Raw genomic sequence first — 23,513 nt, 5'->3', positions numbered from 1 at the left:
GATCATGTTGCGATGGTTGACGGCGGGCGAATCACACGGACCCGCACTCGTAGGAATCCTGGAGGGCCTGCCTGCCGGTGTGCCCCTGACCACGACCGACGTCCAGGATGCCCTGGCCCGGCGCCGGCTCGGCTACGGGCGCGGCGCCCGGATGAAGTTCGAGAAGGACCAGGTCAGTTTCGTCGGTGGGGTCCGCCATGGACTCACCCAGGGTGGGCCGGTGGCCATCGAGGTCGCGAACACCGAATGGCCCAAATGGGAAAAGGTGATGAACGCCGACCCGGTGGACGACGCCGAATTGGCCTCCCTGGCGCGTAATGCGCCCTTGACCCGGCCACGTCCGGGACATGCCGACTTCACCGGCATGCAGAAATACGACTTCGATGACGCCCGCCCCGTGCTCGAGCGCGCCAGCGCCCGCGAAACCGCGGCCCGGGTCGCCTTGGGAACCGCAGCATCACGCCTGCTGGCCGGACTGGGCATCGAACTGATCAGCCACACCGTGGCCGTGGGCAGCGTCTCGGTTCCCGAAACCGCCGCCCTGCCCCTTCCCGAGGACGTCGTCGCCCTGGACGCCGACCCGTTGCGCTGCTTCGATCGGGATACCTCAGACGCCATGGTTTCCGAGGTCGATGGAGCCCATAAGGACGGCGAGACCCTCGGCGGCATCGTGGAGGTCATCGCCTACAACCTGCCTCCCGGTCTGGGCTCCTACGTCCATTGGGACCGTCGCCTCGACGGCCGCCTGGCCGCCGCCCTGATGGGCATCCAGGCCATCAAGGGGGTCGAGGTCGGAGATGGCTTCCTCACCGCCGCCCGCCGCGGCTCGGCAGCCCACGACGAGATCGTCCGTGAGGAGGACGGCACCATCGGCCGCTCCTCCAACCGCGCCGGAGGCATCGAAGGCGGCATGAGCATCGGGGATCCGCTGCGCGTCAGGGCCGCCATGAAGCCCATCGCCACCGTGCCCCGGGCCCTGCGCACCATCGACACGGCCACCGGCGAGGAGACCACCGCCCACCACCAGCGTTCCGATGTCTGTGCCGTCCCGGCGGCCGGGGTCGTCGCCGAAGCCATGGTCGCCCTGGTACTGGCCCAGGCGGTGTTGGAGAAGTTCGGGGGCGACTCGTTGACCGAAACCCGCCGGAACCTGGATTCCTACCTGGATTCCATCCCCGATTCCCTGGGATCGGTCCGCCACTGATGGTGCAGGACATCTTCCTGATCGGGCCCATGGCCAGCGGTAAATCGGTCGTGGGCCGGGCCCTGGCCGACCGGTTGGGATACCGCTTCGTGGACACCGACGAGGAGATCACCGCCGGGCATGGCAGCATCGCGGGACTCTTCGCCAAGAGGGGAGAGGCGGCCTTCCGCACCGTGGAGAGCACCACCCTGGCCCGGGCGGCCTCACGGGAGGAACCGTCCGTGATCGCCACCGGCGGCGGCGTGGTCCTGGACCCGGGGAACCGCGACCTGTTGGCCGGCTCCTTCACGGTCTACCTGCACACCGATCTGGCCACGGTCCGCCCGCGGATCGAGGCCGATTCGGGTCGGCCCCTGCTCGACGGGGACCCGATCCGGCGCTGGGCCGATATCCTTGCGGAGCGCGAGTCCCTGTATCGTGCTTGCGCCAGCCTGACCATCGACGCGCGCACGGGATCCGTCGCGCGGTTGGCAGAAGACATCGAGGGCGCCTACCGGCGTCATGCATCAACATCTGGAGGCATCACCACATGAGCAGCGCTTCGACCCGCATCAGCGTGACGGGTACGGCCCCTGAGGACAACTACGACGTCGTCGTGGGAGAGCAATTGCTCGGGGAACTGCCGGGTCTGCTGGGGGAGCGGGTCCGCAAAGTCCTGATCATCCACCCGCGGGCCCTGCGCACCACCGGTGACACCGTCAAATCCGATCTGGAGGCCGCCGGTCTCACGGCGATGACCGCAGAGATCCCGGACGCCGAAGAGGGCAAGCACATCGAGGTCGCGTCCTTCTGCTGGAAGGTCCTGGGCCAGAACGACTACACCCGCTCCGATGCCATCGTCTCGGTCGGTGGTGGAGCGGTGAGCGATCTGGCCGGATTCGTCGCCGCCACCTGGCTCCGCGGGCTCAAGGTCATCCACGTCCCGACCTCGCTGTTGGGCATGGTCGACGCCGCGGTCGGTGGCAAGACCGGCATCAACACGGCCGAGGGCAAGAACCTCGTGGGCTCCTTCCACCCGCCGGCGGGGGTCCTGGTCGATCTGGATGCCCTGGCCACCCTGCCGCCGAACGAGCTGATCACCGGACTGGCCGAGGCGGTTAAATGCGGTTTCATCGCCGATCCGCGCATCCTGGAGATCATCGAGGCCGATCCGAAGGCCGCCTCCACCGCCGGAACCGAGCAGCTACGCGAGATCATCGAACGGACCATCGCCGTGAAGGCACGGATCGTGTCCAGCGACCTGCGCGAAGCAGGCCAGCGCGAGTTCCTGAACTACGGACACACCCTGGCCCACTCCATCGAATTGGCCGAGCGCTACCAGATGCGCCACGGGGCAGCGGTGTCCATCGGCCTGGTCTTCGCCGCCGAACTGGCCCGTTCGATGGGCCGGATCAGCGACGAGCTGGCGGACCGGCACCGGAACATCCTCGAGTCCCTGGGCCTGCCGGTGTCCTACCGCCGCGACCGCTGGCAGTCCCTGCTCGACGGGATGCGCCGGGATAAGAAGGCCCGCGGGGACCTGCTGCGTTTCGTGGTCCTGGACGGGCTGGCCAAACCGGGGATGCTCGAGGTCCCCGATACGTCCCTGTTGTTCGCCGCCTACCAGGAAATCGCCCAATGAGTACCGCAGAGAACTGGATCCGCACCGGGATCCCGGGCCTGGCCATCGACCCCGAAACCCTGCTCGCCGAGGTCGTCGACGAGGAGGCCGCACGGCAGGCCTACGCCACGGCCAACCCGGTGGAGAAGGTCATGATCCTCGTCGCCCGCGGTGATGTCGCCGACGCGGCGGAACTGGTCACCGAGACCCGGCTCGTGGAGCCACAGAACTTCCCGATGCGCGTGGTCGACGCCGATGTCGTCCGCGCCAACGGCGACCCGCAACGGGCCATCAACCGGCTGCGGAACCTCATCGAGGAGTATAAGGACCTGCCGCACGAGTCGGTACTGCAGCAGCAGCTGGGGGTCCTCTACTACACGGTGGGGGATTTCCATGCCGCGGTGACCCGCTTCAAGCTGGCGCTGGACCTGCGCGTGGAGGCCGGGGACGAGGAGTTCAGGATCGAGATCTCGCGGCGGTCGCTGGCGGCCGCGCAGGCCAAGGCCTCGCCCGTACGTTAGAATGGCTATGGTTTTTTGACAATGCGACCCGACCCGCAGTCCTGCCCGTGACCGGGCGGGCACTGACCGCGGAGCGGGAATCAACAGAGAGAGTATTCGTGGCTACCACTAACGACATCAAGAACGGCACCGTGCTGAAGATCGACGGCCAGCTGTGGACGATCACCGAATTCCAGCATGTGAAGCCCGGCAAGGGTGGGGCCTTCGTCCGCACCAAGATGCGCAATGTGCTCTCCGGCAAGACCGTTGACAAGACCTTCAACGCCGGTCTGAAGATCGAGACCGCGAACGTGGACCGCCGCGATTACCAGTACCTGTACCAGGACGGCGCCGACTACGTCTTCATGGACACCGAGGACTACGACCAGCTCACCGTCGAGGGCAAGGTCGTCGGCGATGCCGCGAACTTCATGCTCGAATCGCAGATGGTCACCATCGCCCTGCATGAGGGCACGGTGCTCTACGTGGAGCTGCCGCCGTCGGTCACGCTCGAGATCACCTACACCGAGCCGGGCCTGCAGGGCGACCGCTCCTCGGCCGGCAACAAGCCCGCCACGGTGGAAACCGGTTACGAGATCCATGTCCCGCTCTTCCTCGAGCAGGGCACCATGGTCAAGGTCGACACCCGCACCGGCGATTACCTGGGACGTGTCAACTAGTGAGTGCCCGCACCAAGGCCCGGCGCAGGGCGCTCGACGTCCTGTTCGAGGCCGAACAGCGTCAGGTCTCCCCGTTGGAGGCCATGCGTCTGCGCCGGGAGACCACCGACATCACGGTCAACGAGTACACGCTGACGCTGATTGAAGGGGTCATGGCCCAGGGCGAGCGGATCGACGAGATCCTGAGCACCTATGCCAAGGGCTGGACGTTGGAGCGCATGCCCGCGGTGGACCGCACCCTGCTGCGTCTGGGGACCTGGGAACTGCTGTACAACGACGATGTGCCCGACGCCGTCGCGGTGGCCGAGGCCGTCGCCACGGCGAAGCTTTTCTCCACCGATGACTCCCCGGAGTTCATCAACGGCCTGCTCGGACGCATCCAGCAGCTCAAGGACACCCTGTTGGCCTAGCCGACACCGGGGTTCCCCGGAAAGAAGACAGCGTACGACGGCGGGTGCCGTCCCCGAGATGGGGACGGCACCCGCCGTCGTTGGTGCATGGATCGTCTCAGGCGGTGCCCGGGGCCTGCGGGGTGCCGGTCAAGGCCAGCCGGTAATCAAGGATCAGCGCCAGCAGCCTGGCCTCGTCGCGTTGGGCCTTCTGCCGGTGGGAGCCGGCAATGATGCGGTTGCGGGTGGCCGCCAGGCGCATGGCCGTCCGGGTGAAACCGCGCATGGCCTTCCGCCGCCCGGTGGCCGAAGCCCAGCCGTTGGCCTGGCGGCGTCCGCGGCGGGTGGCGAACATCTCGACCTCCTCCGGGCTGAACCAGCCGGCCTGGGCATAATCGGTCAGCCGTTGGGCCACCAGCCGGCGTTCGGCCCGGCGCAGCAGGATCACCGCCACGATGGCGCAGATGAACAACGGGACCTGCAGCAGCACGTAGAACGTCCAGAAGTTGTGGAAGATCAGCCCCACCCCGCCGTTCCAGAGGAAGTGACCGAGCATCGCCGGGATCAGCCCGGCCAGGAAGTAGAAGGGCCAGTAGCGACGGGCCCCGCGTTGGACGGCCAGGCCCAGGGCGAATCCGGTCCACGCGGTGAACATCACGTGGGCGAAGGGGGAGAAGAGCCCACGCAACACGAACACCTGCACCGCTCCCGCCCCGGCTCCGGCGAAGGCGTCGGAGAAGTAGAGGATGTTTTCGGTGAACGCGAAGCCGGCGGCAATCGTGCCCCCGTAGACGATCCCGTCCACCGGTCCATCGAAGTTCCTCCGGGCGACGAAGAAGATCAGCAGCACCCCCAGGCCCTTCATGGTCTCTTCGACCACCGGGGCCTGCACCACCGCGCCGAACAGATCGGGCCCGGTGACCGCGGCCAGTGACGCGAAGGCCCGTTCGAAGGCTGCCCCGAAGATCAAGGACCCGGCGACGGAGACCCCGGCGCCCCAGACGAATGCGCTGATCAGGATCAGCTTGGGTTCGGGATCCCACCGGTCCACCCAGGCCAGGCCCGCCAGGCAGATGCCGAGCGGGAACAGGGCCAGCAGCCCCACGACGAACAGGGTTCCGGCGCCCAGTACCAGTCCCAGCCAGAGGGCGACCCCGAGCAGGATCAGCCCACTGAGCACCAGGACGATCACCAGCCCCGGGCTGTAGCGTCGCGGCGGTTTCACCGCCGGGAGCCGGGTGGGGTGGAACAGGTTTTGGGCCGGCTCGTGGTGGGGCCAGGCAGGGGTCGAGGGGGCCGCCGGATCCACTCCGTGGAGGTGCGGTTCCCGGGGAGGGTAGACGTTCATGGTTTCCAGCATATCCATTCGACGGATGGATTCGTCGATCGTGGCTGCCGGCTACGGAGACCCTGCGGCTTCCCCGACCGACCCTGGGCGCGGGAGGCCGCAACGACCCACCGGGGTCCTACACGGCCAGGCCACCATCCACCGGCAGGAGGACGCCGTTGATGTAGGAGGCCTCGTCCGAGAGCAGGAAGGCCACCGTGGCTGCGATCTCCTCCGGCTCGGCCATCCGCTGCATGGGCCCGAAGCCTGTCAGATCCGCTGATTCAGGGATGCCTGCTGTCATGGCGGTCTTCACTCCGCCGGGGCACACGGCATTGATGCGCAATCCATGACGGCCGTATTCACTGGCCGCCGTGACCGTCAGCCCCGCCAGCGCGTGTTTGGTGGCGGCGTACATCCCCATCGACGGTTCGGCCCGGATGGCCGCATGTGATGCGGTATTGACGATGGAGCCCGAGCCCTGGAGCATCATCTGCTCCAATACGTATTTCATTCCCATGAAGGCCCCGCGCAGGTTCACCGCAACGATCTGGTCGAAGTCCTCGATGCTGGACTCGTGGAGCGGGCCGGGGACCTGCAAGATTCCGGCATTATTGTGGAACAGGTCGACCCGCCCAAAATTCTCGATCGCGGCTTGGACGTACCCGTGCACGGCGCCGGAGTCGGAGACGTCCGCGACGACGGCATGGGCTTCGGCCCCCTGTGCCTTGACCAGTTCCAGCGTTTCGTGGAGCATTTCCTCGTTGTAGTCGACGAGGATCAGCTTCGCACCGTCCGCTGCCAGCCGCCGCGCCGTGGCCCGGCCGATCCCGCTGGCGGCACCCGTGACGATCGCGGCCTGGTCTTTCAGTTTCATGTCCGTTCATCTCCCTGATGGTCTGCGCATCTTCAGGCCATCCTCGGTCGAAAGGTCCATAAAGGCCAGCATCTTGATGAAGAACCAGCGGTCCGCCGCCGGGGGACGTGAGCAAGGCCTCGGGTCACATACCCCTACCCGGGTCACCGGCGAGTGGGAACGCCGACGTCCTGTGGTAATTTTGAGCGGGCAGTCACCCTTTAAATTCCGTCCAGTGAGGCGGGGAAGGAGGCGGCATCTTGGAAACCAACGGCGCCACCGATGAGACCGGGTCCACCGGTCCCACCAGCGTTCGCACAGTACTTTCAGAAGCCGACATCTCGCGTGTGCTCACCCGCATCGCGCATGAAATCATCGAAGCCAATAAGGGCACCGAGGACCTGGTCCTGATGGGCATCCCCACCCGCGGCTTCCCGCTGGCGCAACGGCTCGCCCAGCGCATCGCCCGGGCCGAACCGGGCACCGATCCCGCAGCGATCACCGGTCAGCTGGACATCACCATGTACCGGGACGACCTGCGTCATTCCACCACCCGCACCCCGCTGCCCACCAAGCTGCCCGCCGGGGGGATCGACGGCAAGGTCGTGGTCCTCGTCGACGACGTGCTCTACTCCGGGCGGACCATCCGCGCGGCCCTGGACGCCCTCTCCGACCTGGGACGACCGCGTATCGTGAGGCTGGCAGTGCTGGTCGACCGGGGCCACCGCGAACTGCCGATCCGGGCCGACCACGTCGGCAAGAACCTGCCGACCGCCTCCTCCGAAAAGGTGCGGGTCCGCCTCGGCGAACTGGACACCGACCACGGCGAACCAGTGAACGACGTCGTCATCGAGTCCCGCGCATGAGGCATCTGCTCTCCACCGCCGATCTGGCGCGCACCGATGCCATCCGGATCCTGGACATCGCCGAGGACATGGCCGCCGTGGGAACCCGCGAGGTCAAGAAGCTCCCGGCCCTGCGCGGGCGCACCGTGGTGAACCTGTTCTTCGAGGACTCCACCCGCACCCGCATCTCCTTCGAGGCCGCCGCCAAACGCCTCTCCGCCGATGTCATCAACTTCTCCGCCAAGGGCTCCTCGGTGTCCAAGGGCGAATCGTTGAAGGACACCGCCCAGACGCTCAAGGCGATCGGCGCCGACGGGGTCGTCATCCGCCACGGGTCCTCCGGGGCCCCGGCCAGGCTGGCCGCCGCCGGCTGGATCGACGCCCCGGTGGTCAATGCCGGGGACGGCACCCACGAACACCCCACCCAGGCCCTGCTGGATGCCTTCACGCTGCGCAACCACTGGGCGCAGGTCCAGGGCGTGGACTCCACCGGCTCGGACCTGACGGGCATGCGCGTGGTCATCGTCGGGGACATCCTGCACTCCCGGGTCGCCCGCTCGAACCTGTGGCTGCTGCGCACCCTGGGAGCCGAAGTCACCCTGGTCGCCCCGCCGACCCTGTTGCCGGTCGGCGCGGCCGCCTGGCCGTGCACCATCAGCTACGACCTCGACGCCACCCTGGCCGAAGGGGCGGATGCGGTGATGATGCTGCGCCTGCAGGCCGAACGCCAACATGCCTCCTTCTTCCCCAGCACCCGCGAATATTCGCGGATCTGGGGTTTCGACGACGCTCGGCTGGCCGCATTGGACACCCAGCCCGGCCGCGAGACGATCATCCTGCACCCCGGGCCGATGAACCGTGGGCTGGAAATCTCCTCGGCCGCCGCGGATTCCCCCCGCTCCACTGTGCTGGAACAGGTCAGCAACGGCGTCGCCGTGCGCATGGCCGTCTTGTACCTCCTGCTGTCCGCGGACCCACAGCAACCGGGCTCCCTCTGAGAATCGAGAAACACATGAGCACCACCACCTACCTCATCCGCGGGGCCACCCTCGGCGGGGCCGAGGAGACCGATCTGCTGCTGGTCGACGGCCTCATCGCCGCCGTCGGCCCCGACGCACGAACCCATGAAGCAGCGGCCACCGCAGAAGTCATCGAGGCCGCCGGGCTGATCGCCCTGCCGGGTCTGGTCGACCTGCACACCCACCTGCGCGAGCCCGGACGAGAAGACGCCGAAACCGTCGAAACCGGGACCCGGGCCGCGGCCCGCGGCGGATTCACCGCCGTGCATGCCATGGCCAATTCCACCCCCGTGGCCGATACCGCAGGCGTCGTGGAACAAGTCCACAACCTGGGACAGCGCAGCGGCTGGGTCGACGTCCGACCCGTCGGCGCAGTGACTGTCGGCCTGGCCGGGGAGCGCCTCTCCGAGATCGGCGCGATGGCCGACTCCCGGGCCCGGGTCCGGGTCTTCTCCGACGACGGGATCTGCGTCTGGGACCCGGTGCTGATGCGTCGGGCGCTGGAATACGTGAAGGCCTTCGACGGGGTCATCGCCCAGCACGCCCAGGAACCCCGGTTGACCGAGGGCGCCCAGATGAACGAAGGCGAGGTCTCCGCCGTCCTGGGGCTGACCGGCTGGCCGGCGGTGGCCGAGGAATCGATCATCGCCCGGGACGTCCTGCTGGCCCAGCATGTCGGCTCGCGGCTGCATGTCTGCCATGTCTCCACCGCGGGCTCGGTGGAGATCATCCGCTGGGCCAAATCCCTCGGCATCAACGTCACCGCCGAAGCCACCCCGCACCACCTGCTGCTCACCGACGAAATGGTGCGCAGCTACGACCCCGTCTACAAGGTCAATCCGCCGCTGCGCCGCGAAGCCGATGTCATGGCCCTGCGCGCCGGCCTGGCCGACGGGACCATCGACATCATCGGCACCGACCACGCCCCGCACCCCTCCGAAGCCAAGGACTGCGAATGGGCGCAGGCCGCCATGGGGATGACCGGGCTGGAAACAGCGCTCTCGGTCGTCCAGCACACCCTGGTCGACACGGGCCTGATGAGCTGGGAAGGGGTCGCCCGCATCACCTCGACCACGCCGGCGCTCATCGGCCGGCTCACCGACCAGGGCCGTCCGTTGGCCGCCGGGGAACCGGCCAACCTGATCCTGGTGGATCCCGCGGCCCGCTGGACGGTGGACCCGTCCGTGATGTCCACCAAGGGCAGGAACTCGCCGTTCGCCGGCATGGAACTGCCCGGCTCGGTCAGGGCCACGTTCTTCCACGGTCACCCCACGGTCCTCGACGGCGCCCTGGCCACCCCCCGTCCCTACACCGGAGCCCGCGCATGAGCGAATACACCCCGTACCTCATCGGCATCGTCGTCATCGCCGCCGTGGTCATCATCCTGATGCGCGTGGGTTGGCGTCATCGCCAGGGACGCCAGTCCGACGTCGCCGCCCCGGCCCCGACCCCCGACACCCTGGGCGCGCCCCTGGTGGAAGCCGTGGGCCAATACGTGAGCACGACGACGGCGGGGGACTGGTTGGACCGCATCAGCGTCCACGGCCTGGGCATGAAGTCCAATGCCGAACTCTCCGTGCACACCGATGGCGTGCTGTTCTCCCGCACCGGGGCCCCCGATGTGTTCATCCCCGCCGCCGACCTGGAATCGGTGCGCCGGGAATCCGGCATGGCCGGCAAGTACGTCGAAGCCGGTGGCCTGCTGGTCCTGGGCTGGCAATTGGGGGAACACCACCTCGATACCGGTTTCCGACCGCGACGGGCCGAGGACATGGCCCCTCTGGTGGCAGCAGCCGAATCCCTCATCCCCGCAACCGGCGCCGCAGCGCCCAACCCCGACCGCACCGCACCGAAGAAGGACAAGCCATGAGCGTCAACACCACCCCCGAGCCGGCAGTACTGGTCCTGGAGGACGGCCGGATCTTCCGCGGCCAGTCCTATGGAGCCGGTGGCACCACCCTGGGAGAGGCGGTCTTCACCACCGGCATGACCGGCTACCAGGAGACCCTCACCGATCCCTCCTATGCCCGCCAGCTGATCGTCCAGACGGCCCCGCATATCGGCAACACGGGCATCAACGTCCAGGACAACGAATCCGATCGCATCTGGGCCGCCGGCTACGTCGTCCGCGACGCGGCCCGCCGTCCCTCCAACTGGCGCTCCGAAGGGACACTGGACGAGGAACTGGTCCGTCAGGGCATCGTGGGCATCCAGGGCGTGGACACCCGGGCCATCACCCGCCACCTGCGTGAACGCGGGGCCATGAAGGCCGGGATCTTCTCCGGGGACGACGCCGTGGCCCCCGACGCCGAGCTCGTCGCCCGGGTCGCCGCGCAGGAATCGATGGAGGGCTCCCAACTGGCCGAGGAGGTCAGCGTGAAAACCGCCTACACGGTGGAACCGGCCGACTACGGCTGGCAGGGCGAACCGCGCTTCACCATTGCCGCCATCGACCTGGGCATCAAATCCACCACGCCGGAGCGCTTGGCCGAGCGCGGACTGCGGGTGCACGTGGTCCCGGCAACCAGCACGTTCGAGGACCTCACCGCGCTGGAGCCCGACGGCGTGTTCATCTCCAACGGCCCCGGCGACCCGGCCACCGCCACCGCCCAGGTGGCCACCCTGCGCCGGGTGCTCGAGGCGCGGATCCCGTACTTCGGCATCTGCTTCGGCAACCAGATCCTGGGCCGGGCCCTGGGCTTCGGCACCTATAAGCTGCGCTACGGGCACCGCGGGATCAACCAGCCGGTCATGGACCTGTCCACCGGGAAGGTGGAGATCACCAGCCAGAACCACGGCTTCGCCGTCGACGCCCCCCGCGGGGGTGCCTTCCAGGCCCCCGAGCAGAAGTTCGGGCGGGTGGAGGTCTCCCACGTCTCGCTGAACGACGACGTCGTCGAAGGGCTGCACTGCCTGGACGTTCCTGCCTTCTCCGTCCAATACCACCCCGAGGCAGCCGCCGGTCCCCACGATTCCGCCTACCTCTTTGACCGCTTTTTCGACATGATGGCCGCCCACGGCGACCAGTCCACGAACTCCAAGGAAGAGAACTAATGCCCAAGCGCGAAGACCTCAAGTCAGTCCTGGTCATCGGGTCGGGCCCGATCGTCATCGGACAGGCCGCCGAATTCGACTATTCGGGAACGCAGGCGCTGCGTGTGCTGCGCGAGGAGGGCCTGCGGGTCATCCTGGTGAACTCGAACCCGGCCACCATCATGACCGACCCGGAGTTCGCCGACGCGACCTACATCGAACCCATCACCCCCGAGGTGGTGGAGAAGATCATCGCCAAGGAACGCCCCGACGCTATCCTGCCGACCCTGGGCGGACAGACCGCACTGAACACGGCCATCGCCCTGGACAAATCGGGGGCGCTGCAGCGCCATAACGTGGAACTGATCGGCGCGAACATCGAAGCCATCGAACTCGGCGAGGACCGCGAGAAGTTCAAGGGCGTCGTCGAACGCTGCGGGGCCGAATCCGCGAAGTCGATCATCGTGCACTCCATGGACGAGGCCTTCGCCGCCGTGGAGGAACTGAACTACCCCGTCGTCGTCCGCCCCTCCTTCACCATGGGCGGGCTCGGCTCGGGGATGGCCTACAACGCGCAGGACCTGCGCCGCATCGCCGGGGCCGGCATCCAGTACTCCCCGACCTCCGAGGTGCTCCTGGAGGAGTCCATCCTGGGCTGGAAGGAATACGAGCTGGAAATGATGCGCGACGCGAACGACAACGTCGTGGTCGTCTGCTCCATCGAGAACTTCGACCCCGTGGGGGTGCACACCGGTGACTCCATCACCGTCGCCCCGGCCATGACGTTGACCGATCGCGAATACCAGAAGCTGCGCACCATCTCGATCGCGGTCATCCGCGAGGTCGGGGTGGACACCGGCGGCTGCAACATCCAGTTCGCGATCGAACCCGACACCGGCCGGGTGGTCGTCATCGAAATGAACCCGCGCGTCTCCCGTTCCTCCGCGCTGGCCTCGAAGGCCACCGGTTTCGCGATCGCCAAGATCGCCACCAAGCTCTCCCTGGGCTACACCCTGGACGAGATCCCCAACGACATCACCCGCAAGACCCCGGCCAGCTTCGAACCGGCGCTGGACTACGTCGTGGTGAAGGTCCCGCGGTTCGCCTTCGAGAAGTTCCCGGCGGCGGATCCGACCCTGACCACCACCATGAAGTCCGTCGGGGAGGCCATGGCCATCGGCCGCAACTTCACCGAGGCCCTGCAGAAGGCGCTGCGTTCGCTGGAACAGCGCGACGCCCAGCTGCAGTTCACCACACCGAACGCGATGGACGTGCCCGGCCTGCTCGAACGCAGCCGGGTCGGCACCACCGGCCGGCTGGCCATGGTCCAGCAGGCACTGCTGGGCGGGGCGAGCATCGAGGAGACCTACGAGGCCACCGGGATCGACCCCTGGTACCTGGACCAGCTGGTGCTCATCAACGAGATCGCCGAACGGATCCGGGAGGCGGGCTCCCTCACCGAGGACGTGCTGCGTCTGGCCAAACGCCACGGTTTCTCCGATGAGCAGATCGGCGCGCTGACCCACACCCCCGAGGCAGTGGTACGCGGGGTGCGTCATGCCCTGGGCGTGCGCCCCGTCTATAAGACGGTCGATACCTGTGCTGCCGAATTCGCCGCCTACACCCCGTACCACTACTCCTCCTACGACGAGGAGTCCGAGGTCGAGGTGCATGAGAAGCCCTCGATCATCATCCTGGGCTCGGGACCGAACCGGATCGGCCAGGGAATCGAGTTCGACTACTCCTGCGTCCACGCCACCATGGCGTTGCGGGAGGCCGGACACGAGACGGTCATGATCAACTGCAACCCCGAAACGGTCTCCACCGACTACGACGTCTCCACGCGGCTGTACTTCGAGCCGCTGACCCTGGAGGACGTGCTGGAGGTCATCCACGCCGAGGAGGCGACCGGCGGGGTGCTGGGCGTCTTCGTCCAGCTCGGCGGGCAGACCCCGCTGAAGCTGGCCCAGGAACTGGCCGACGCCGGGGTCCCGATCCTGGGCACCTCGCCGGAGGCGATCGACCTGGCCGAACACCGGGGTGCCTTCCAGCAGGTCCTGGACGCCGGAGGGCTCATCGCCCCGAAGAACGGCACCGCAGTCTCCTTCGAGGATGCCAAGCGCATCGCCGACGAGATCGGCTACCCGGTCCTGGTCAGGCCCTCCTACGTGCTGGGCGGCCGCGGCATGGAAATCGTCTACGACGAGCCGAACCTCGCCCGCTACATCGAACACGCCACCGAGATCACCATCGACCACCCGGTGCTGGTGGACCGTTTCCTGGAGGATGCCATCGAAATCGATGTCGACGCCCTCTACGACGGCACCGACATCTACGTGGGCGGCATCATGGAACACGTGGAGGAGGCCGGCATCCACTCCGGTGACTCCGCCTGCGTGCTGCCCCCGATCACCCTGGGCACCGAGGTCCAGGCCCGGGTGGCCGAAGCCACGCTGGCCATCGCCCGCGGGGTGGGGGTCCGGGGGCTGATCAACATCCAGTTCGCCCTGGCCTCCGACGTCCTCTACGTCATCGAAGCCAACCCACGGGCCTCCCGCACGGTGCCGTTCGTCTCCAAGGCCACCGGGGTGCAGTTGGCCAAGGGGGCCGCCCTGATCGGGACGGGGGTCTCGATCAAGCACCTGCGCGAGGTCCACCACCTGCTGCCGGCCAGCGGCGACGGATCGCATCTTCCCGACGACGCCCCGGTTTCGGTGAAGGAGGCCGTACTGCCCTTCGCCCGCTTCCGCACCCCCGAAGGCCGGGTCGTCGACTCGCTGCTGGGCCCGGAAATGCGCTCCACCGGCGAGGTCATGGGCATCGACAAGTACTTCGATACCGCCTTCGCCAAGAGCCAGGCGGCCGCGAATTCGCCGTTGCCCACCCACGGACGGGTCTTCGTCTCGGTGGCCAACCGGGATAAGCGCTCCATCGTGCTGCCGGTGAAGCACCTGGCCGATCTGGGCTTCGAGATCGTCTCCACCGGCGGGACCGCCGAGGTCCTGCGCCGCAACGGCATCACCGCCACCGTGGTCCGCAAGGTCCGCGAAGGCACCGAGGACGGGGAAGCCACGATCGCGGATCTGATCACCGACGGCAAGATCGACATGATCCTGAACACCCCCTCGGGAGGCGATGCCCGCGGAGACGGGTACGAGATCCGGGCGGCCGCGACCTCGGTCGGCACCCCGGTGATCACCACGGTGGCCTCCTTCGGGGCGGCCATCCAGGCGATCCAGGCGATGCGCCAGTTCGAATGGTCGGTCACCTCCCTGCAGGAGCACGCCGAACGGCTCAACGACTCCCGCCAGGGGGCCTGAGCCGTGAGTGCACCGCACGACGCCGGCCGGGAGCCTTTCGGCTCCCGGCTGGCCCGGGCCATGGCCGTGCACGGTCCGCTCTGCGTGGGGATCGACCCGCATCCGGGGTTGCTGGCCGACTGGGCGTTGACCGACGATGCGGCCGGGGTGGAACGATTTGCCCTCTCGGTGGTGGAGGCCCTGGCCGGAGAAGTCGCCATGGTCAAACCCCAGGTCGCCCTGTTCGAACGCCACGGGTCGGCCGGAATGGCCGCCCTGGAACGGACCCTGGCTGCATGTTCGCAGGCCGGGCTGCTGTCCCTGGCCGATGCCAAACGCGGGGATATCGGCTCCACCATGGCCGCCTATGCGGACGCCTGGCTGCGCGATGGGTCCCCCCTGGCCGCTGATGCGGTGACGCTGAGCCCCTATCTGGGGTTCGGGTCGCTGCGTCCGGCCCTGGAGGCCGCCGCCGCCAGCGGCCGCGGGGTCTTCGTCCTGGCGCTGACCTCCAACCCCGAGGGGGCCAGCGTCCAGCATGTCGGCGGGGCCGCCTCGGTGGCGCGGGGGATCGTCGAGGCCACGGCCCGGGAGAACCAGGGGACGCAGCTGGGCTCCACCGGGTTGGTGATCGGGGCGACCGTCGGCCCGGCCCTGGAGGAACTGGGGATCGATCTGGCGGCCAGCCAGGCCCCGATCCTGGCCCCGGGGCTGGGGGCACAAGGAGCCACGCCGGAGGATTTGCGGGCGGTGTTCGGCGCGGTCTGGGACCAACTGGTGCCCACCTCCAGCCGCGACATCCTGCGCCATGGACCCGATATCGCGACGCTGCGCAGGGCCGCCATCGACGTCCAGGACTCCTTGCGCGGTTGAGTCGGCAGGCCTGCGACCATTGCGCCTGGTCCCAGGGTTCGCTAGGTTCGGATCACATCGTCACTAGGCACGTTCGGTTCCCGGTGACGACCGATTCCTAGTCGGCAGGGGATTACGCTATGGTTTTGAAGTCATTATCGGAGGAAGACCGTGCGAAGGCGAGGGCCAAGGCCCTGGTCTCGCGGACCCGCCGAGCCGAGGTGAAGAACAGCTTCGGCCGCGGCGAGTTGCCCATTGCGGAGCTGCTCGAGCTGGCCCGCAGCGATGAGGCGGTCGGACGCCTCCGCGTTGCGGATCTGTTGGAGTCGGTTCCCGGGATCGGTTCGGTCAGGGCCGCGGCGCTGATGGAACGCATCGGCATCTCGGCGAATCGCCGGTTGCGCGGCCTGGGACGTAAACAGCAGGCGGCGCTGCGGTCCCACTTCGACGACACGCCGCCACACGCAAAAAAGTAACAAAGGACACCATGCCGGCTTCCAGCCACCCGCCAGTCACCGTCCTCGCCGGCCCCACAGCAGTGGGCAAGGGGACCGTTTCCACCTACATCCGTGACCACTACCCGGAGGTGTGGCTCTCCGTTTCGGCGACGACACGCGACCCCCGGCCGGGGGAGCAGGATGGAATCCACTATTTCTTCGTGGGCCCGGACGCCTTCGACGAACTGGTCGGGGCCGGGGACATGCTCGAATGGGCGGTGGTCCACGGACGCAACCGCTACGGGACGATCCGCACCAAGGTCGCCGAAGCCGTGGCCGCCGGACGCCGGGTCCTGTTGGAGATAGACCTGCAGGGTGCCCGCCAGGTGAAGGAGTCGTTGCCGGAGGCGAAATTCGTGTTCCTGGCCCCGCCCAGCTGGGAGGAACTGGTCCGCCGGCTCATCGGACGCGGCACCGAATCGGAGGAGGAACAGCAAAGACGGCTCGATACCGCTAAACTGGAACTCGCTGCCGAATCCGAATTCGACGTCACCATCGTGAACGACGATATTCGGCGTGCAGCCGACGAGCTGGTTTCCCAGATGGGCCTGACTCCGCACCAGCGGTAGTCGGGGCCGACCGGCACCGACGAACACCACACAGAATTTGGAGGCTTCGTGTCTACGAACACCGAAGGCATCATCAATCCGCCGATCGACGAGCTGCTGACCACCACGGATTCCAAGTACGCCTTGGTGATCAACTCGGCCAAGCGGGCCCGCCAGATCAACGCCTACTACTCGCAGCTGCATGAGGGCCTCTTCGAGTACGTCGGCCCGCTGGTCGACACCCAGTTGAACGAAAAGCCGCTCTCCATCGCCCTGCGCGAAATCAACGAGGGCCTGCTGCAGGTCAAGCCGCTCGACGCCGACGACGCGCAGTAGCGCCACCCCGTGAAGGCCCAGCAGCGCATCGTCCTCGGAGTAGGCGGCGGGATCGCCGCCTATAAGGTGGCGGGGCTGCTGCGCCTGTTCACGGAATCGGGCCACCGGGTCGACGTCGTCCCCACCGAAGCCTCGCTCCGGTTCGTCGGCAAGGCCACGTGGGAGGCCCTCTCGGGGCGCCCGGTGCGCACCAGTGTGTTCGAGGCCGTGGAGGACGTGAACCATGTCCTCCTCGGCCAGGACGCCGATCTGATCGTCATCGCCCCGGCGACGGCCGATCTGCTGGCCCGCCTGGCCGCCGGGATGGCCAACGACCTGCTGACCAATACGGTGCTGGCCTCCACCGCCCCGATCGTGGTGGCCCCGGCCATGCACACCGGGATGTGGGAGAACCCCGCCACCACCACCAATGTCGCCACCCTGCGTTCGCGCGGGATCACCGTCATCGACCCCGCCGTGGGCCGTTTGACCGGCAAGGACACCGGTGCCGGACGCCTGCCCGAGGCGTCGCAGATCTTCGACGTCGCCCAACGTTTCCTGATCCCCTCCGGGGCCACGGGCCCACGGACCCCCATGGAGGAGCCGACGACGGGGGAGGGACCCCTGGCGGGCCGCACCGTCGTCGTCACCGCCGGGGGCACCCGGGAACCATTGGACCCCGTCCGCTTCCTGGGCAACCGCTCCTCCGGCAGGCAAGGTACGGCCATCGCCCGGGCCGCCCTGGCCGCCGGCGCCACCGTGCGACTGGTCGCCGCCCATCTGGAGACCGAGGTCCCCGCCGGCGTCGAGCTGACCACCGCCTCCACCGCGCTGGAACTACGGGACGCCGTCAGCGAGGCCTGCCAGGGGGCCGATGCGGTCATCATGGCCGCCGCCGTCGCCGATTTCCGTCCCGCCGACTACGCCGGCACCAAGATCAAGAAGACCGGCGAGGACGGGGCCCCCGGCCTGACGCTGGTGCGCAACCCCGACATCCTGGCCTCACTGGTCGAACACCGCCGGGACCATCCCGAGGAGGGCCCGGCCCTGATCGTCGGCTTCGCCGCCGAAACCGGCGACACCGAAAACTCCGTGCTGGAATACGGCCACGCCAAACTCGTGCGCAAGGGCTGTGACCTGCTGGTCGTCAATGAGGTCTCCGCCACGTTGGGCTTCGGCACCGAAGACAACACGGTCACCATCCTGGCCTCCGACGGCGCCGAACCCACCCGGATCGACGGGAGCAAGGACGAGGTGGCCCGCGGACTCATCGCGACGGTGGGGACCCTCCTGAACCGGTAGAGTGATCGGGTGACTTCCCAGAACCCCTCCCTGCGCCTGTTCAGTTCCGAATCCGTCACTGAAGGCCACCCAGACAAGATCTGCGACCAGATCAGCGATGCCATCCTCGATGAGATGCTCGCCCAGGACCCGAATTCCCGCGTCGCCGTGGAAACGCTGGTCACCACCGGTCTGGTGCACGTCGCCGGTGAAGTCACCACGGCCGGATACGTCGAGATCCCGCATCTGGTGCGCAAGACCATCCTGGACATCGGCTACGACTCCTCGGCCAACGGATTCGACGGGGCCCGCTGCGGCGTCTCGGTCTCCATCGGCCAGCAATCCCAGGAGATCGCCGACGGCGTGTTCAACTCCTGGGAACAACGCGAAGGCACCGGCCAGGATCCCCGGGACGCCCAGGGCGCCGGGGACCAGGGCATCATGTTCGGCTATGCCTCCGACGAGACCCCCGTGTTGATGCCCACCCCCATCTGGCTGGCCCAACGGCTATCCGAAAAACTCACCGAGGTCCGCAAGACCGGGGCCCAGCCGCTTCTGCGTCCCGACGGCAAGACCCAGGTCACCATCGGCTACGACGGGGACGTCCCGGTCTCGGTGGAGACCATCGTCGTCTCCTCCCAGCATGCCCGCGAACTCGAACTCGAGGCGCTGCGCACCGATCTGCACGAACTGGTGGTGCGCCCGGTGCTGGCCGGAACCGATCTGGACATCTCCAACACCCGGATCATCCTCAACCCCTCCGGCCCATTCATCATCGGTGGCCCGGTCGGCGATGCCGGGCTGACCGGACGCAAGATCATCGTCGATACCTACGGCGGCTTCGCCCGGCACGGCGGCGGGGCCTTCTCCGGCAAGGACCCCTCCAAGGTCGACCGTTCGGCCGCCTACGCGATGCGGTGGATCGCCAAGAACGTGGTGGCCGCCGGGCTGGCCCGCCGCGCGGAAATCCAGGTCGCCTACGCCATCGGCGTGGCCCGGCCCGTGGGGCTGTACGTGGAGACCTTCGGCACCGAAACCGTGGATCCGCTGAAGATCGCCAGCGCCATCGAGGAGGTCTTCGATCTGCGCCCGCTGGGGATCATCGAGGATCTGGATCTGAAGCGTCCCGTCTATCAGCGCACCGCCGCCCACGGCCACTTCGGCCGCGAGGAACCGGGCTTCACCTGGGAGCAGACCAACCGCGTCGAGGCGCTGCGCCACTACTTCAACCTCTAGGAGGGCCTCGTGGACCGGTCAGCCGCAGAGCCCGAGCAGCCCACGCTGCTGCAGGGCTTCGACGTGCGCCGGCCCCTGCCCACCGGGGTCACCCCGGCGGCCTCGCTGCCCGTGGCCCGGGTCCTGCTCGACACCCAGGTCCCGCATCTGGACCGGCTCTACGACTACCTGGTGCCCGCGGAACTGGAGGCCCGGGCCATCCCCGGGGTACGCATCCGGGCCCGTTTCGGCGGGCAGGAACTGACCGGATATCTCGTGGAACGACTGGCCGAAACCGACCCCGGGGTGAGCTTGCAGCCACTGGGGAAGATCGTCTCCGACGAGGTCGTCCTGCGCCCCGAGGTCCTGCGGCTATGCCGGGCCGTCGCGGACCGCTACGCCGGAACCCTTCCCGATGTCGTCCGCTCCGCCATCCCCCCGCGGATGGCCCGCGTCGAAACCGAGACCAGTGCCGCCGACGCCTCCGATGCCCCACGGGCCGCACTCCCGGCGGCCCCCACCGACGAGGGCCCGCGCGTGACGCCGTCGTCGGTGCCGGAGTACGACGGTGGAGCAGGGTTCCTGGAGTCGCTGGCCGGCGGCGGCGCCCCCCGGGCCGTGCTCAGCGTGATGCCCAACCAGCCGGGGGGCTGGCCTGCCCTGCTCGGCGAAGCGGTGGGAGCCTGCCTGGATTCGGGGCGGGGGGCCCTGGTCGTCGTCCCCGATGCCCGCGACCTGGATCGGGCCGCCGAGACCTTGACCGCCCTGCTGGGCCCGGCGGTCGTCGCCCGGCTCAGCGCCGAGGACGGGGCCACCCCGCGCTACCGGGAATTCCTGCGGATCTCCCGCGGCCAGGCATCGGTGGCGGTGGGGACCCGGTCGGCGGCCTACGCCCCGGTCCACGACCTGGGACTGGTGGTGCTGTGGGAGGACCAGGATTCCAGCCACGCCGAACCACGGGCCCCCTACCAGCACGCCCGCGAAACCCTGCTGCTGCGGTGCCAACTGGCCGGCTGCGCCCTGCTGATGGCCGGGACCTCGCGCAGCGCCGAGGCCCAGCGCCTCGTGTTGACCGGGTGGGCCGCCGAACTGACGGCCCCGCGGGCCCTGTTGCGGGCCCAGGCGCCCCGGGTGGTGGCCAGCTCCGATTCCTTCGAGCAGGAACGTGACCCGGTCCTGCATGCCGCCCGGCTGCCGAAGCTGGCCTGGTCGACGGCGTCGAAGGCGCTGGAGCACGGTCCGGTGCTGGTACAGGTGGCCCGGACCGGCTTCCTGCCGGCCGTGCGCTGTGAACGCTGCCGCGAACCGGTGCGGTGCCCCGCCTGTTCCGGCCCTCTGGGTCTGGATCATTCCTCCGCCGTCCCCGGCTGCCGGTGGTGCGGGGAACAGGCCCCGAACTGGACCTGCCCCACCTGTGGGGGGCGGCGTCTGCGGGCCGCGGCCATCGGGGCCGACCGCACGGCGGAGGAACTGGGCCGGGCCTTCCCCAAGGTCCCGGTCGTCAGCGCCACCGGCGGCCTGCCCCGCCGTCGTGTCCCGGGATCCCCGTCGCTGGTGGTCGCCACCCCGGGGGCCGAGCCGGTGGCCGAGGGCGGCTACGCCGCGGTGCTGCTGTTGGACGGGGACCGCATGCTCGCCCGCGATGAACTGCGCACCGGGGAGGAAGTGCTCCACCGCTGGCTCGCGGCCGCCTCCCTGGGCAGGTCATCACGGGATGGTGGCGTGGTGGTCATCGCGGCGGGGGAGTCCGATCCGGTCCGCGCCCTGGTGCGCTGGGATGCCGCCGGCTATGCCGAACGCGAGCTGAACCTGCGGCGTGAACTGGAGCTGCCCCCCGCGGTGCGCACGGCCTCCCTCTCGGGTCCCGCCCTGGCGGCCGACGCCTTTGCCGAAGCACTCGAGCTTCCCGAATCGGTCAGGCTCACCGGACCGGTGATCGAAGAGGACGGGGTCCACCGGTGGCTGCTGTTCTTCTCCTACGGCCAGGGCGGACCGCTCTGCGCTGAACTGCGCCGGGTCAAGGCCAGGTCCTCGGCCAACCGCGATCCGGTGGTCGCGGTACGCGTCGACCCGCAGGGCCTGCTCTAGTTCTTGCCGGTCAGGAAACCGGTGATCATCCTGGCCGCGGTCCGCGGGCGTTCGTAGTGGATCAGGTGCCCCACCCCGGCGATGACCTCGACCCTGGCCTGCGGGAACCTGGCCGCCAAGGAATACTGCCCCTCGATGGAGCCGAGGTCGTCGAGGGCGCCGACGATCAGCAGGGTCGGCTCCTCCACCTCGGCGGCGACGTCACGGACCGTATCGGTGATCGAGGAGGCGAAGGCCTCCTGCAGGCTGGCCCGGGTGGCGAAGCGGCTGAAATAGCGCCGGTGCTGGTCCACCACATAGGCCTGGGTCCGCGGATCCCCGGAGGTGCCCATCGCGGCCGACATGACATCGACGATCAGCCGGTTGCGCAGCACCGCCAGGCCCAGGCGTTCGGGCAACATCCGACCGGCGGCGTAGTAGCCGGCCGCGACCCGGGAGAAGACGGCCTGGCTGCCCTCCAGCGCCGGTTCGCAGATGGGGTTGATCAGCACCAGCGAGGCGAACCTGCCGGGATGTTCGGCCAGGTAGCGGGAGGCGACGATCGTTCCGAAGGAGTGCCCCAGCAGGACGGCCGAGGCCGGGATCCCCAGCTCGGCGCGCACGGTTTCGATGACCCCCGCCTGGGTGGCCGCGTCGTGGCGGGCGTCGGGGTAGGCCGTGGAATCACCGAACCCGGGCAGGTCGGGAACGATGACGGTGTAGCCGGGAAGGTTGCGCACCAGCAGGTCCAGTCCGTGGTGGTCCCCACGGAACCCATGGATCGCCAGGATGATCCCCTGCGAGGGGCCCCGGGAGGGGTAGGTCCTGACCGCCAGGTCCGAGCCCAGGTGTCGGTGGCGGGTGACCCAGGGGGCGCGGTAGTCGGAAGGGATGTCCATGGGATGAGCCTATCGGCCGCCGGTGCTCATTTAAGCAACCGCCAGGCGGTCCCCTCGTCGATCACCAGATCGGTCATCAGTCGGCCCTCCAGTGCGCCGCGGACGGCTTCGAGCTTGCCCCGGCCGGCGACGATCGCCAGCCGTTGCGGAACCCGGCGCAGGGCGTCGAGCGGGGGACCGGTGGAGCGGTCGTTCATCGAGATCGAGTCGTCACTGCCATCGCGACGGTAGAAGACGGTGGCCACGTCCCCGACCACCCCTTGTTCACGCAAGGCGGCGGCTTCCCGGGCGCTGACATAGCCTCCGCGGTAGATCTGGCTGGGGACCGCGGCGTCGATGGAGCCCAGCCCGAAGACCGCCAAACGGCACTCTGACTGGGTGTCCAGCACGCGGCGGACAGATCGTTCCTGCCACATGGCGGCCCGGGTCTCGGCCCGGTCGAAGAAGGCGGGGACCGGGAACTGTTCCACCCGGGCGGTGAAGGCCGCCCCGAACCTGAAGAGGATCTCGCTGGCATAGGAGATGCCCGTGGTCTGCGGGTTGGCGGCGCCGTTGAGTTGGACGAAGACCGTGTCATGGGTGGGTTTATGCACCAGGTGCCGGCTCAACGCGGTCAGCGTGGACCCCCAGGCCAGCCCGACGGTCATTCCCGAAGAGATCAGCGGTTGGACCACATGGGCCCCGTGGGCGGCCACGCGTTCGAGGACCTCGGCCTCACTGAGAGAACCGTCGGTGGGCACCACATGGGCCCTGACCCCGTATCTGGTTTCCAGGGCCCTGACCAACGACGTGGCCCGGCCGCGCGGGGGATTCAACTCGATCTTGACCAGGCCATTGCGCTTGGCCAGTGACAGCAAGCGGGACACGGTGGACCGGGAGACCCCCAGGTCCCGGGCAATGGCCTCCATGGTCAGTTCCTGGACGTAGTACAGCTGGGCCGCCCGCAGCGCATCGCGTTCGCGCCGGTCACCGGACGTGTGTCGTACGCCATGAACGTTCGGGTCACCGGATCCGTTCTCCGGATCCTCCTCCAGCGGGTCGTACGGCATGATTCCTCCGCTTCCTGCACGTTTGTGCATTCCGATTG

At 68.4% G+C, this 23,513-nt stretch carries 23 protein-coding genes; 19 read left to right on the top strand and 4 right to left on the bottom strand.

Features of this window, described 5'->3' with window-relative positions; all coding sequences use genetic code 11:
* Positions 1–4: 4 nt before the first annotated feature.
* From aroC to nusB, 6 genes are all read left to right on the top strand, one after another.
* Positions 5–1,204, top strand: a complete 1,200-nt coding sequence (gene aroC / locus ACT3UE_RS11565; RefSeq protein WP_444555525.1) for a chorismate synthase — start codon at positions 5–7, stop codon at positions 1,202–1,204.
* Positions 1,204–1,737 (top strand): shikimate kinase, encoded by a 534-nt coding sequence (locus tag ACT3UE_RS11560; RefSeq protein ID WP_444555524.1) that lies wholly within the window; start codon positions 1,204–1,206, stop codon positions 1,735–1,737. The genes aroC and ACT3UE_RS11560 overlap by 1 nt, the downstream gene beginning before the upstream one ends.
* Positions 1,734–2,825: a 3-dehydroquinate synthase gene (aroB, locus tag ACT3UE_RS11555; protein WP_444555523.1), complete on the top strand. Its 1,092-nt coding sequence runs from the start codon at positions 1,734–1,736 to the stop codon at positions 2,823–2,825. The genes ACT3UE_RS11560 and aroB overlap by 4 nt, the downstream gene beginning before the upstream one ends.
* Entirely contained in the window at positions 2,822–3,325 is a 504-nt protein-coding gene (locus tag ACT3UE_RS11550) for a DUF6584 family protein (RefSeq protein WP_443381849.1), read from the top strand. The genes aroB and ACT3UE_RS11550 overlap by 4 nt, the downstream gene beginning before the upstream one ends.
* Before the next feature lie 98 nt (positions 3,326–3,423).
* On the top strand, positions 3,424–3,984 hold the full coding sequence (gene efp, locus ACT3UE_RS11545) for an elongation factor P (protein ID WP_444566749.1): 561 nt from the start codon (positions 3,424–3,426) through the stop codon (positions 3,982–3,984).
* Positions 3,984–4,394 (top strand): transcription antitermination factor NusB, encoded by a 411-nt coding sequence (gene nusB, locus ACT3UE_RS11540; protein ID WP_444566748.1) that lies wholly within the window; start codon positions 3,984–3,986, stop codon positions 4,392–4,394. The genes efp and nusB overlap by 1 nt, the downstream gene beginning before the upstream one ends.
* 97 nt (positions 4,395–4,491) lie before the next feature.
* Here nusB and ACT3UE_RS11535 read toward each other — a convergent pair whose 3' ends face one another.
* On the bottom strand, positions 4,492–5,721 hold the full coding sequence (locus ACT3UE_RS11535; RefSeq protein WP_444566747.1) for a PrsW family intramembrane metalloprotease: 1,230 nt from the start codon (positions 5,719–5,721) through the stop codon (positions 4,492–4,494).
* Positions 5,722–5,839: 118 nt separating this feature from the next.
* Positions 5,840–6,577 (bottom strand): SDR family NAD(P)-dependent oxidoreductase, encoded by a 738-nt coding sequence (locus ACT3UE_RS11530; RefSeq protein WP_444566746.1) that lies wholly within the window; start codon positions 6,575–6,577, stop codon positions 5,840–5,842.
* A 239-nt stretch (positions 6,578–6,816) separates the two neighbouring features.
* Here ACT3UE_RS11530 and pyrR point away from each other — a divergent pair, with 239 nt between their 5' ends.
* The 13 genes from pyrR (at position 6,817) to ACT3UE_RS11465 (ending at position 21,548) form a co-directional block, all read left to right on the top strand.
* Positions 6,817–7,422 carry a bifunctional pyr operon transcriptional regulator/uracil phosphoribosyltransferase PyrR gene (gene pyrR / locus ACT3UE_RS11525; protein WP_444566745.1) on the top strand — a complete coding sequence of 202 codons (606 nt, stop codon included), beginning with the start codon at positions 6,817–6,819 and terminating at the stop codon, positions 7,420–7,422.
* Positions 7,419–8,399 (top strand): aspartate carbamoyltransferase catalytic subunit, encoded by a 981-nt coding sequence (locus ACT3UE_RS11520; RefSeq protein ID WP_444561383.1) that lies wholly within the window; start codon positions 7,419–7,421, stop codon positions 8,397–8,399. Before pyrR ends, ACT3UE_RS11520 begins: the two co-directional genes overlap by 4 nt.
* Positions 8,400–8,413: 14 nt before the next feature.
* Positions 8,414–9,748, top strand: coding sequence for a dihydroorotase (locus ACT3UE_RS11515; protein WP_444566744.1), 1,335 nt, complete (start codon positions 8,414–8,416; stop codon positions 9,746–9,748).
* Positions 9,745–10,290 carry a PH-like domain-containing protein gene (locus tag ACT3UE_RS11510; protein ID WP_444566743.1) on the top strand — a complete coding sequence of 182 codons (546 nt, stop codon included), beginning with the start codon at positions 9,745–9,747 and terminating at the stop codon, positions 10,288–10,290. The genes ACT3UE_RS11515 and ACT3UE_RS11510 overlap by 4 nt, the downstream gene beginning before the upstream one ends.
* Positions 10,287–11,474, top strand: a complete 1,188-nt coding sequence (gene carA / locus ACT3UE_RS11505) for a glutamine-hydrolyzing carbamoyl-phosphate synthase small subunit (protein ID WP_444566742.1) — start codon at positions 10,287–10,289, stop codon at positions 11,472–11,474. Before ACT3UE_RS11510 ends, carA begins: the two co-directional genes overlap by 4 nt.
* Positions 11,474–14,773 (top strand): carbamoyl-phosphate synthase large subunit, encoded by a 3,300-nt coding sequence (gene carB / locus ACT3UE_RS11500; protein ID WP_444566741.1) that lies wholly within the window; start codon positions 11,474–11,476, stop codon positions 14,771–14,773. The genes carA and carB overlap by 1 nt, the downstream gene beginning before the upstream one ends.
* Positions 14,774–14,776: 3 nt before the next feature.
* Positions 14,777–15,625: an orotidine-5'-phosphate decarboxylase gene (pyrF, locus tag ACT3UE_RS11495; protein ID WP_444566740.1), complete on the top strand. Its 849-nt coding sequence runs from the start codon at positions 14,777–14,779 to the stop codon at positions 15,623–15,625.
* 119 nt (positions 15,626–15,744) lie between these two features.
* A complete protein-coding gene (gene mihF, locus ACT3UE_RS11490) occupies positions 15,745–16,080 on the top strand; it encodes an integration host factor, actinobacterial type (protein WP_444554904.1) in 336 nt (111 codons plus the stop codon).
* 11 nt (positions 16,081–16,091) lie between these two features.
* Positions 16,092–16,670: a guanylate kinase gene (gene gmk / locus ACT3UE_RS11485; protein ID WP_444554905.1), complete on the top strand. Its 579-nt coding sequence runs from the start codon at positions 16,092–16,094 to the stop codon at positions 16,668–16,670.
* A 48-nt stretch (positions 16,671–16,718) separates the two neighbouring features.
* Positions 16,719–16,985: a DNA-directed RNA polymerase subunit omega gene (gene rpoZ / locus ACT3UE_RS11480; RefSeq protein ID WP_444554906.1), complete on the top strand. Its 267-nt coding sequence runs from the start codon at positions 16,719–16,721 to the stop codon at positions 16,983–16,985.
* A 9-nt stretch (positions 16,986–16,994) separates the two neighbouring features.
* Positions 16,995–18,266 carry a bifunctional phosphopantothenoylcysteine decarboxylase/phosphopantothenate--cysteine ligase CoaBC gene (gene coaBC / locus ACT3UE_RS11475; protein WP_444566739.1) on the top strand — a complete coding sequence of 424 codons (1,272 nt, stop codon included), beginning with the start codon at positions 16,995–16,997 and terminating at the stop codon, positions 18,264–18,266.
* A gap of 9 nt (positions 18,267–18,275) precedes the next feature.
* The gene (metK, locus tag ACT3UE_RS11470; protein ID WP_444554908.1) at positions 18,276–19,481 is read left to right on the top strand and encodes a methionine adenosyltransferase; all 1,206 of its coding nucleotides are present in this window, start codon (positions 18,276–18,278) and stop codon (positions 19,479–19,481) included.
* A gap of 9 nt (positions 19,482–19,490) precedes the next feature.
* Positions 19,491–21,548 (top strand): primosomal protein N', encoded by a 2,058-nt coding sequence (locus ACT3UE_RS11465; RefSeq protein WP_444554909.1) that lies wholly within the window; start codon positions 19,491–19,493, stop codon positions 21,546–21,548.
* On the opposite strand, the gene ACT3UE_RS11460 is transcribed toward ACT3UE_RS11465, so the two are convergent.
* Positions 21,545–22,426 carry an alpha/beta fold hydrolase gene (locus ACT3UE_RS11460; protein WP_444554910.1) on the bottom strand — a complete coding sequence of 294 codons (882 nt, stop codon included), beginning with the start codon at positions 22,424–22,426 and terminating at the stop codon, positions 21,545–21,547. The two genes, ACT3UE_RS11465 and ACT3UE_RS11460, sit on opposite strands and share 4 nt — an antisense overlap.
* Before the next feature lie 26 nt (positions 22,427–22,452).
* Positions 22,453–23,475, bottom strand: coding sequence for a sugar-binding transcriptional regulator (locus ACT3UE_RS11455; protein WP_444554911.1), 1,023 nt, complete (start codon positions 23,473–23,475; stop codon positions 22,453–22,455).
* Between the last annotated feature and the right edge of the window lie 38 nt (positions 23,476–23,513).

The sequence above is a fragment of the Arthrobacter sp. 179 genome (assembly GCF_052379645.1).
In the GTDB taxonomy this organism is placed as follows: domain Bacteria; phylum Actinomycetota; class Actinomycetes; order Actinomycetales; family Micrococcaceae; genus Arthrobacter_H.
Note: the sequence above shows the minus strand (reverse complement) of the source record. Positions and strands in the feature narration are given on the sequence as shown.

Bases quoted from the DNA above. Each gene is read 5' to 3' on its own strand.
- aroC (WP_444555525.1), top strand. From the start codon at position 5: ATGTTGCGATGGTTGACGGCGGGCGAATCACACGGACCCGCACTCGTA.
- ACT3UE_RS11560 (WP_444555524.1), top strand. From the start codon at position 1,204: ATGGTGCAGGACATCTTCCTGATCGGGCCCATGGCCAGCGGTAAATCG.
- aroB (WP_444555523.1), top strand. From the start codon at position 1,734: ATGAGCAGCGCTTCGACCCGCATCAGCGTGACGGGTACGGCCCCTGAG.
- ACT3UE_RS11550 (WP_443381849.1), top strand. From the start codon at position 2,822: ATGAGTACCGCAGAGAACTGGATCCGCACCGGGATCCCGGGCCTGGCC.
- ACT3UE_RS11535 (WP_444566747.1), bottom strand. From the start codon at position 5,721: ATGAACGTCTACCCTCCCCGGGAACCGCACCTCCACGGAGTGGATCCG.
- ACT3UE_RS11530 (WP_444566746.1), bottom strand. From the start codon at position 6,577: ATGAAACTGAAAGACCAGGCCGCGATCGTCACGGGTGCCGCCAGCGGG.
- ACT3UE_RS11520 (WP_444561383.1), top strand. From the start codon at position 7,419: ATGAGGCATCTGCTCTCCACCGCCGATCTGGCGCGCACCGATGCCATC.
- ACT3UE_RS11515 (WP_444566744.1), top strand. From the start codon at position 8,414: ATGAGCACCACCACCTACCTCATCCGCGGGGCCACCCTCGGCGGGGCC.
- ACT3UE_RS11510 (WP_444566743.1), top strand. From the start codon at position 9,745: ATGAGCGAATACACCCCGTACCTCATCGGCATCGTCGTCATCGCCGCC.
- carA (WP_444566742.1), top strand. From the start codon at position 10,287: ATGAGCGTCAACACCACCCCCGAGCCGGCAGTACTGGTCCTGGAGGAC.
- carB (WP_444566741.1), top strand. From the start codon at position 11,474: ATGCCCAAGCGCGAAGACCTCAAGTCAGTCCTGGTCATCGGGTCGGGC.
- mihF (WP_444554904.1), top strand. From the start codon at position 15,745: ATGGTTTTGAAGTCATTATCGGAGGAAGACCGTGCGAAGGCGAGGGCC.
- gmk (WP_444554905.1), top strand. From the start codon at position 16,092: ATGCCGGCTTCCAGCCACCCGCCAGTCACCGTCCTCGCCGGCCCCACA.
- ACT3UE_RS11460 (WP_444554910.1), bottom strand. From the start codon at position 22,426: ATGGACATCCCTTCCGACTACCGCGCCCCCTGGGTCACCCGCCACCGA.
- ACT3UE_RS11455 (WP_444554911.1), bottom strand. From the start codon at position 23,475: ATGCCGTACGACCCGCTGGAGGAGGATCCGGAGAACGGATCCGGTGAC.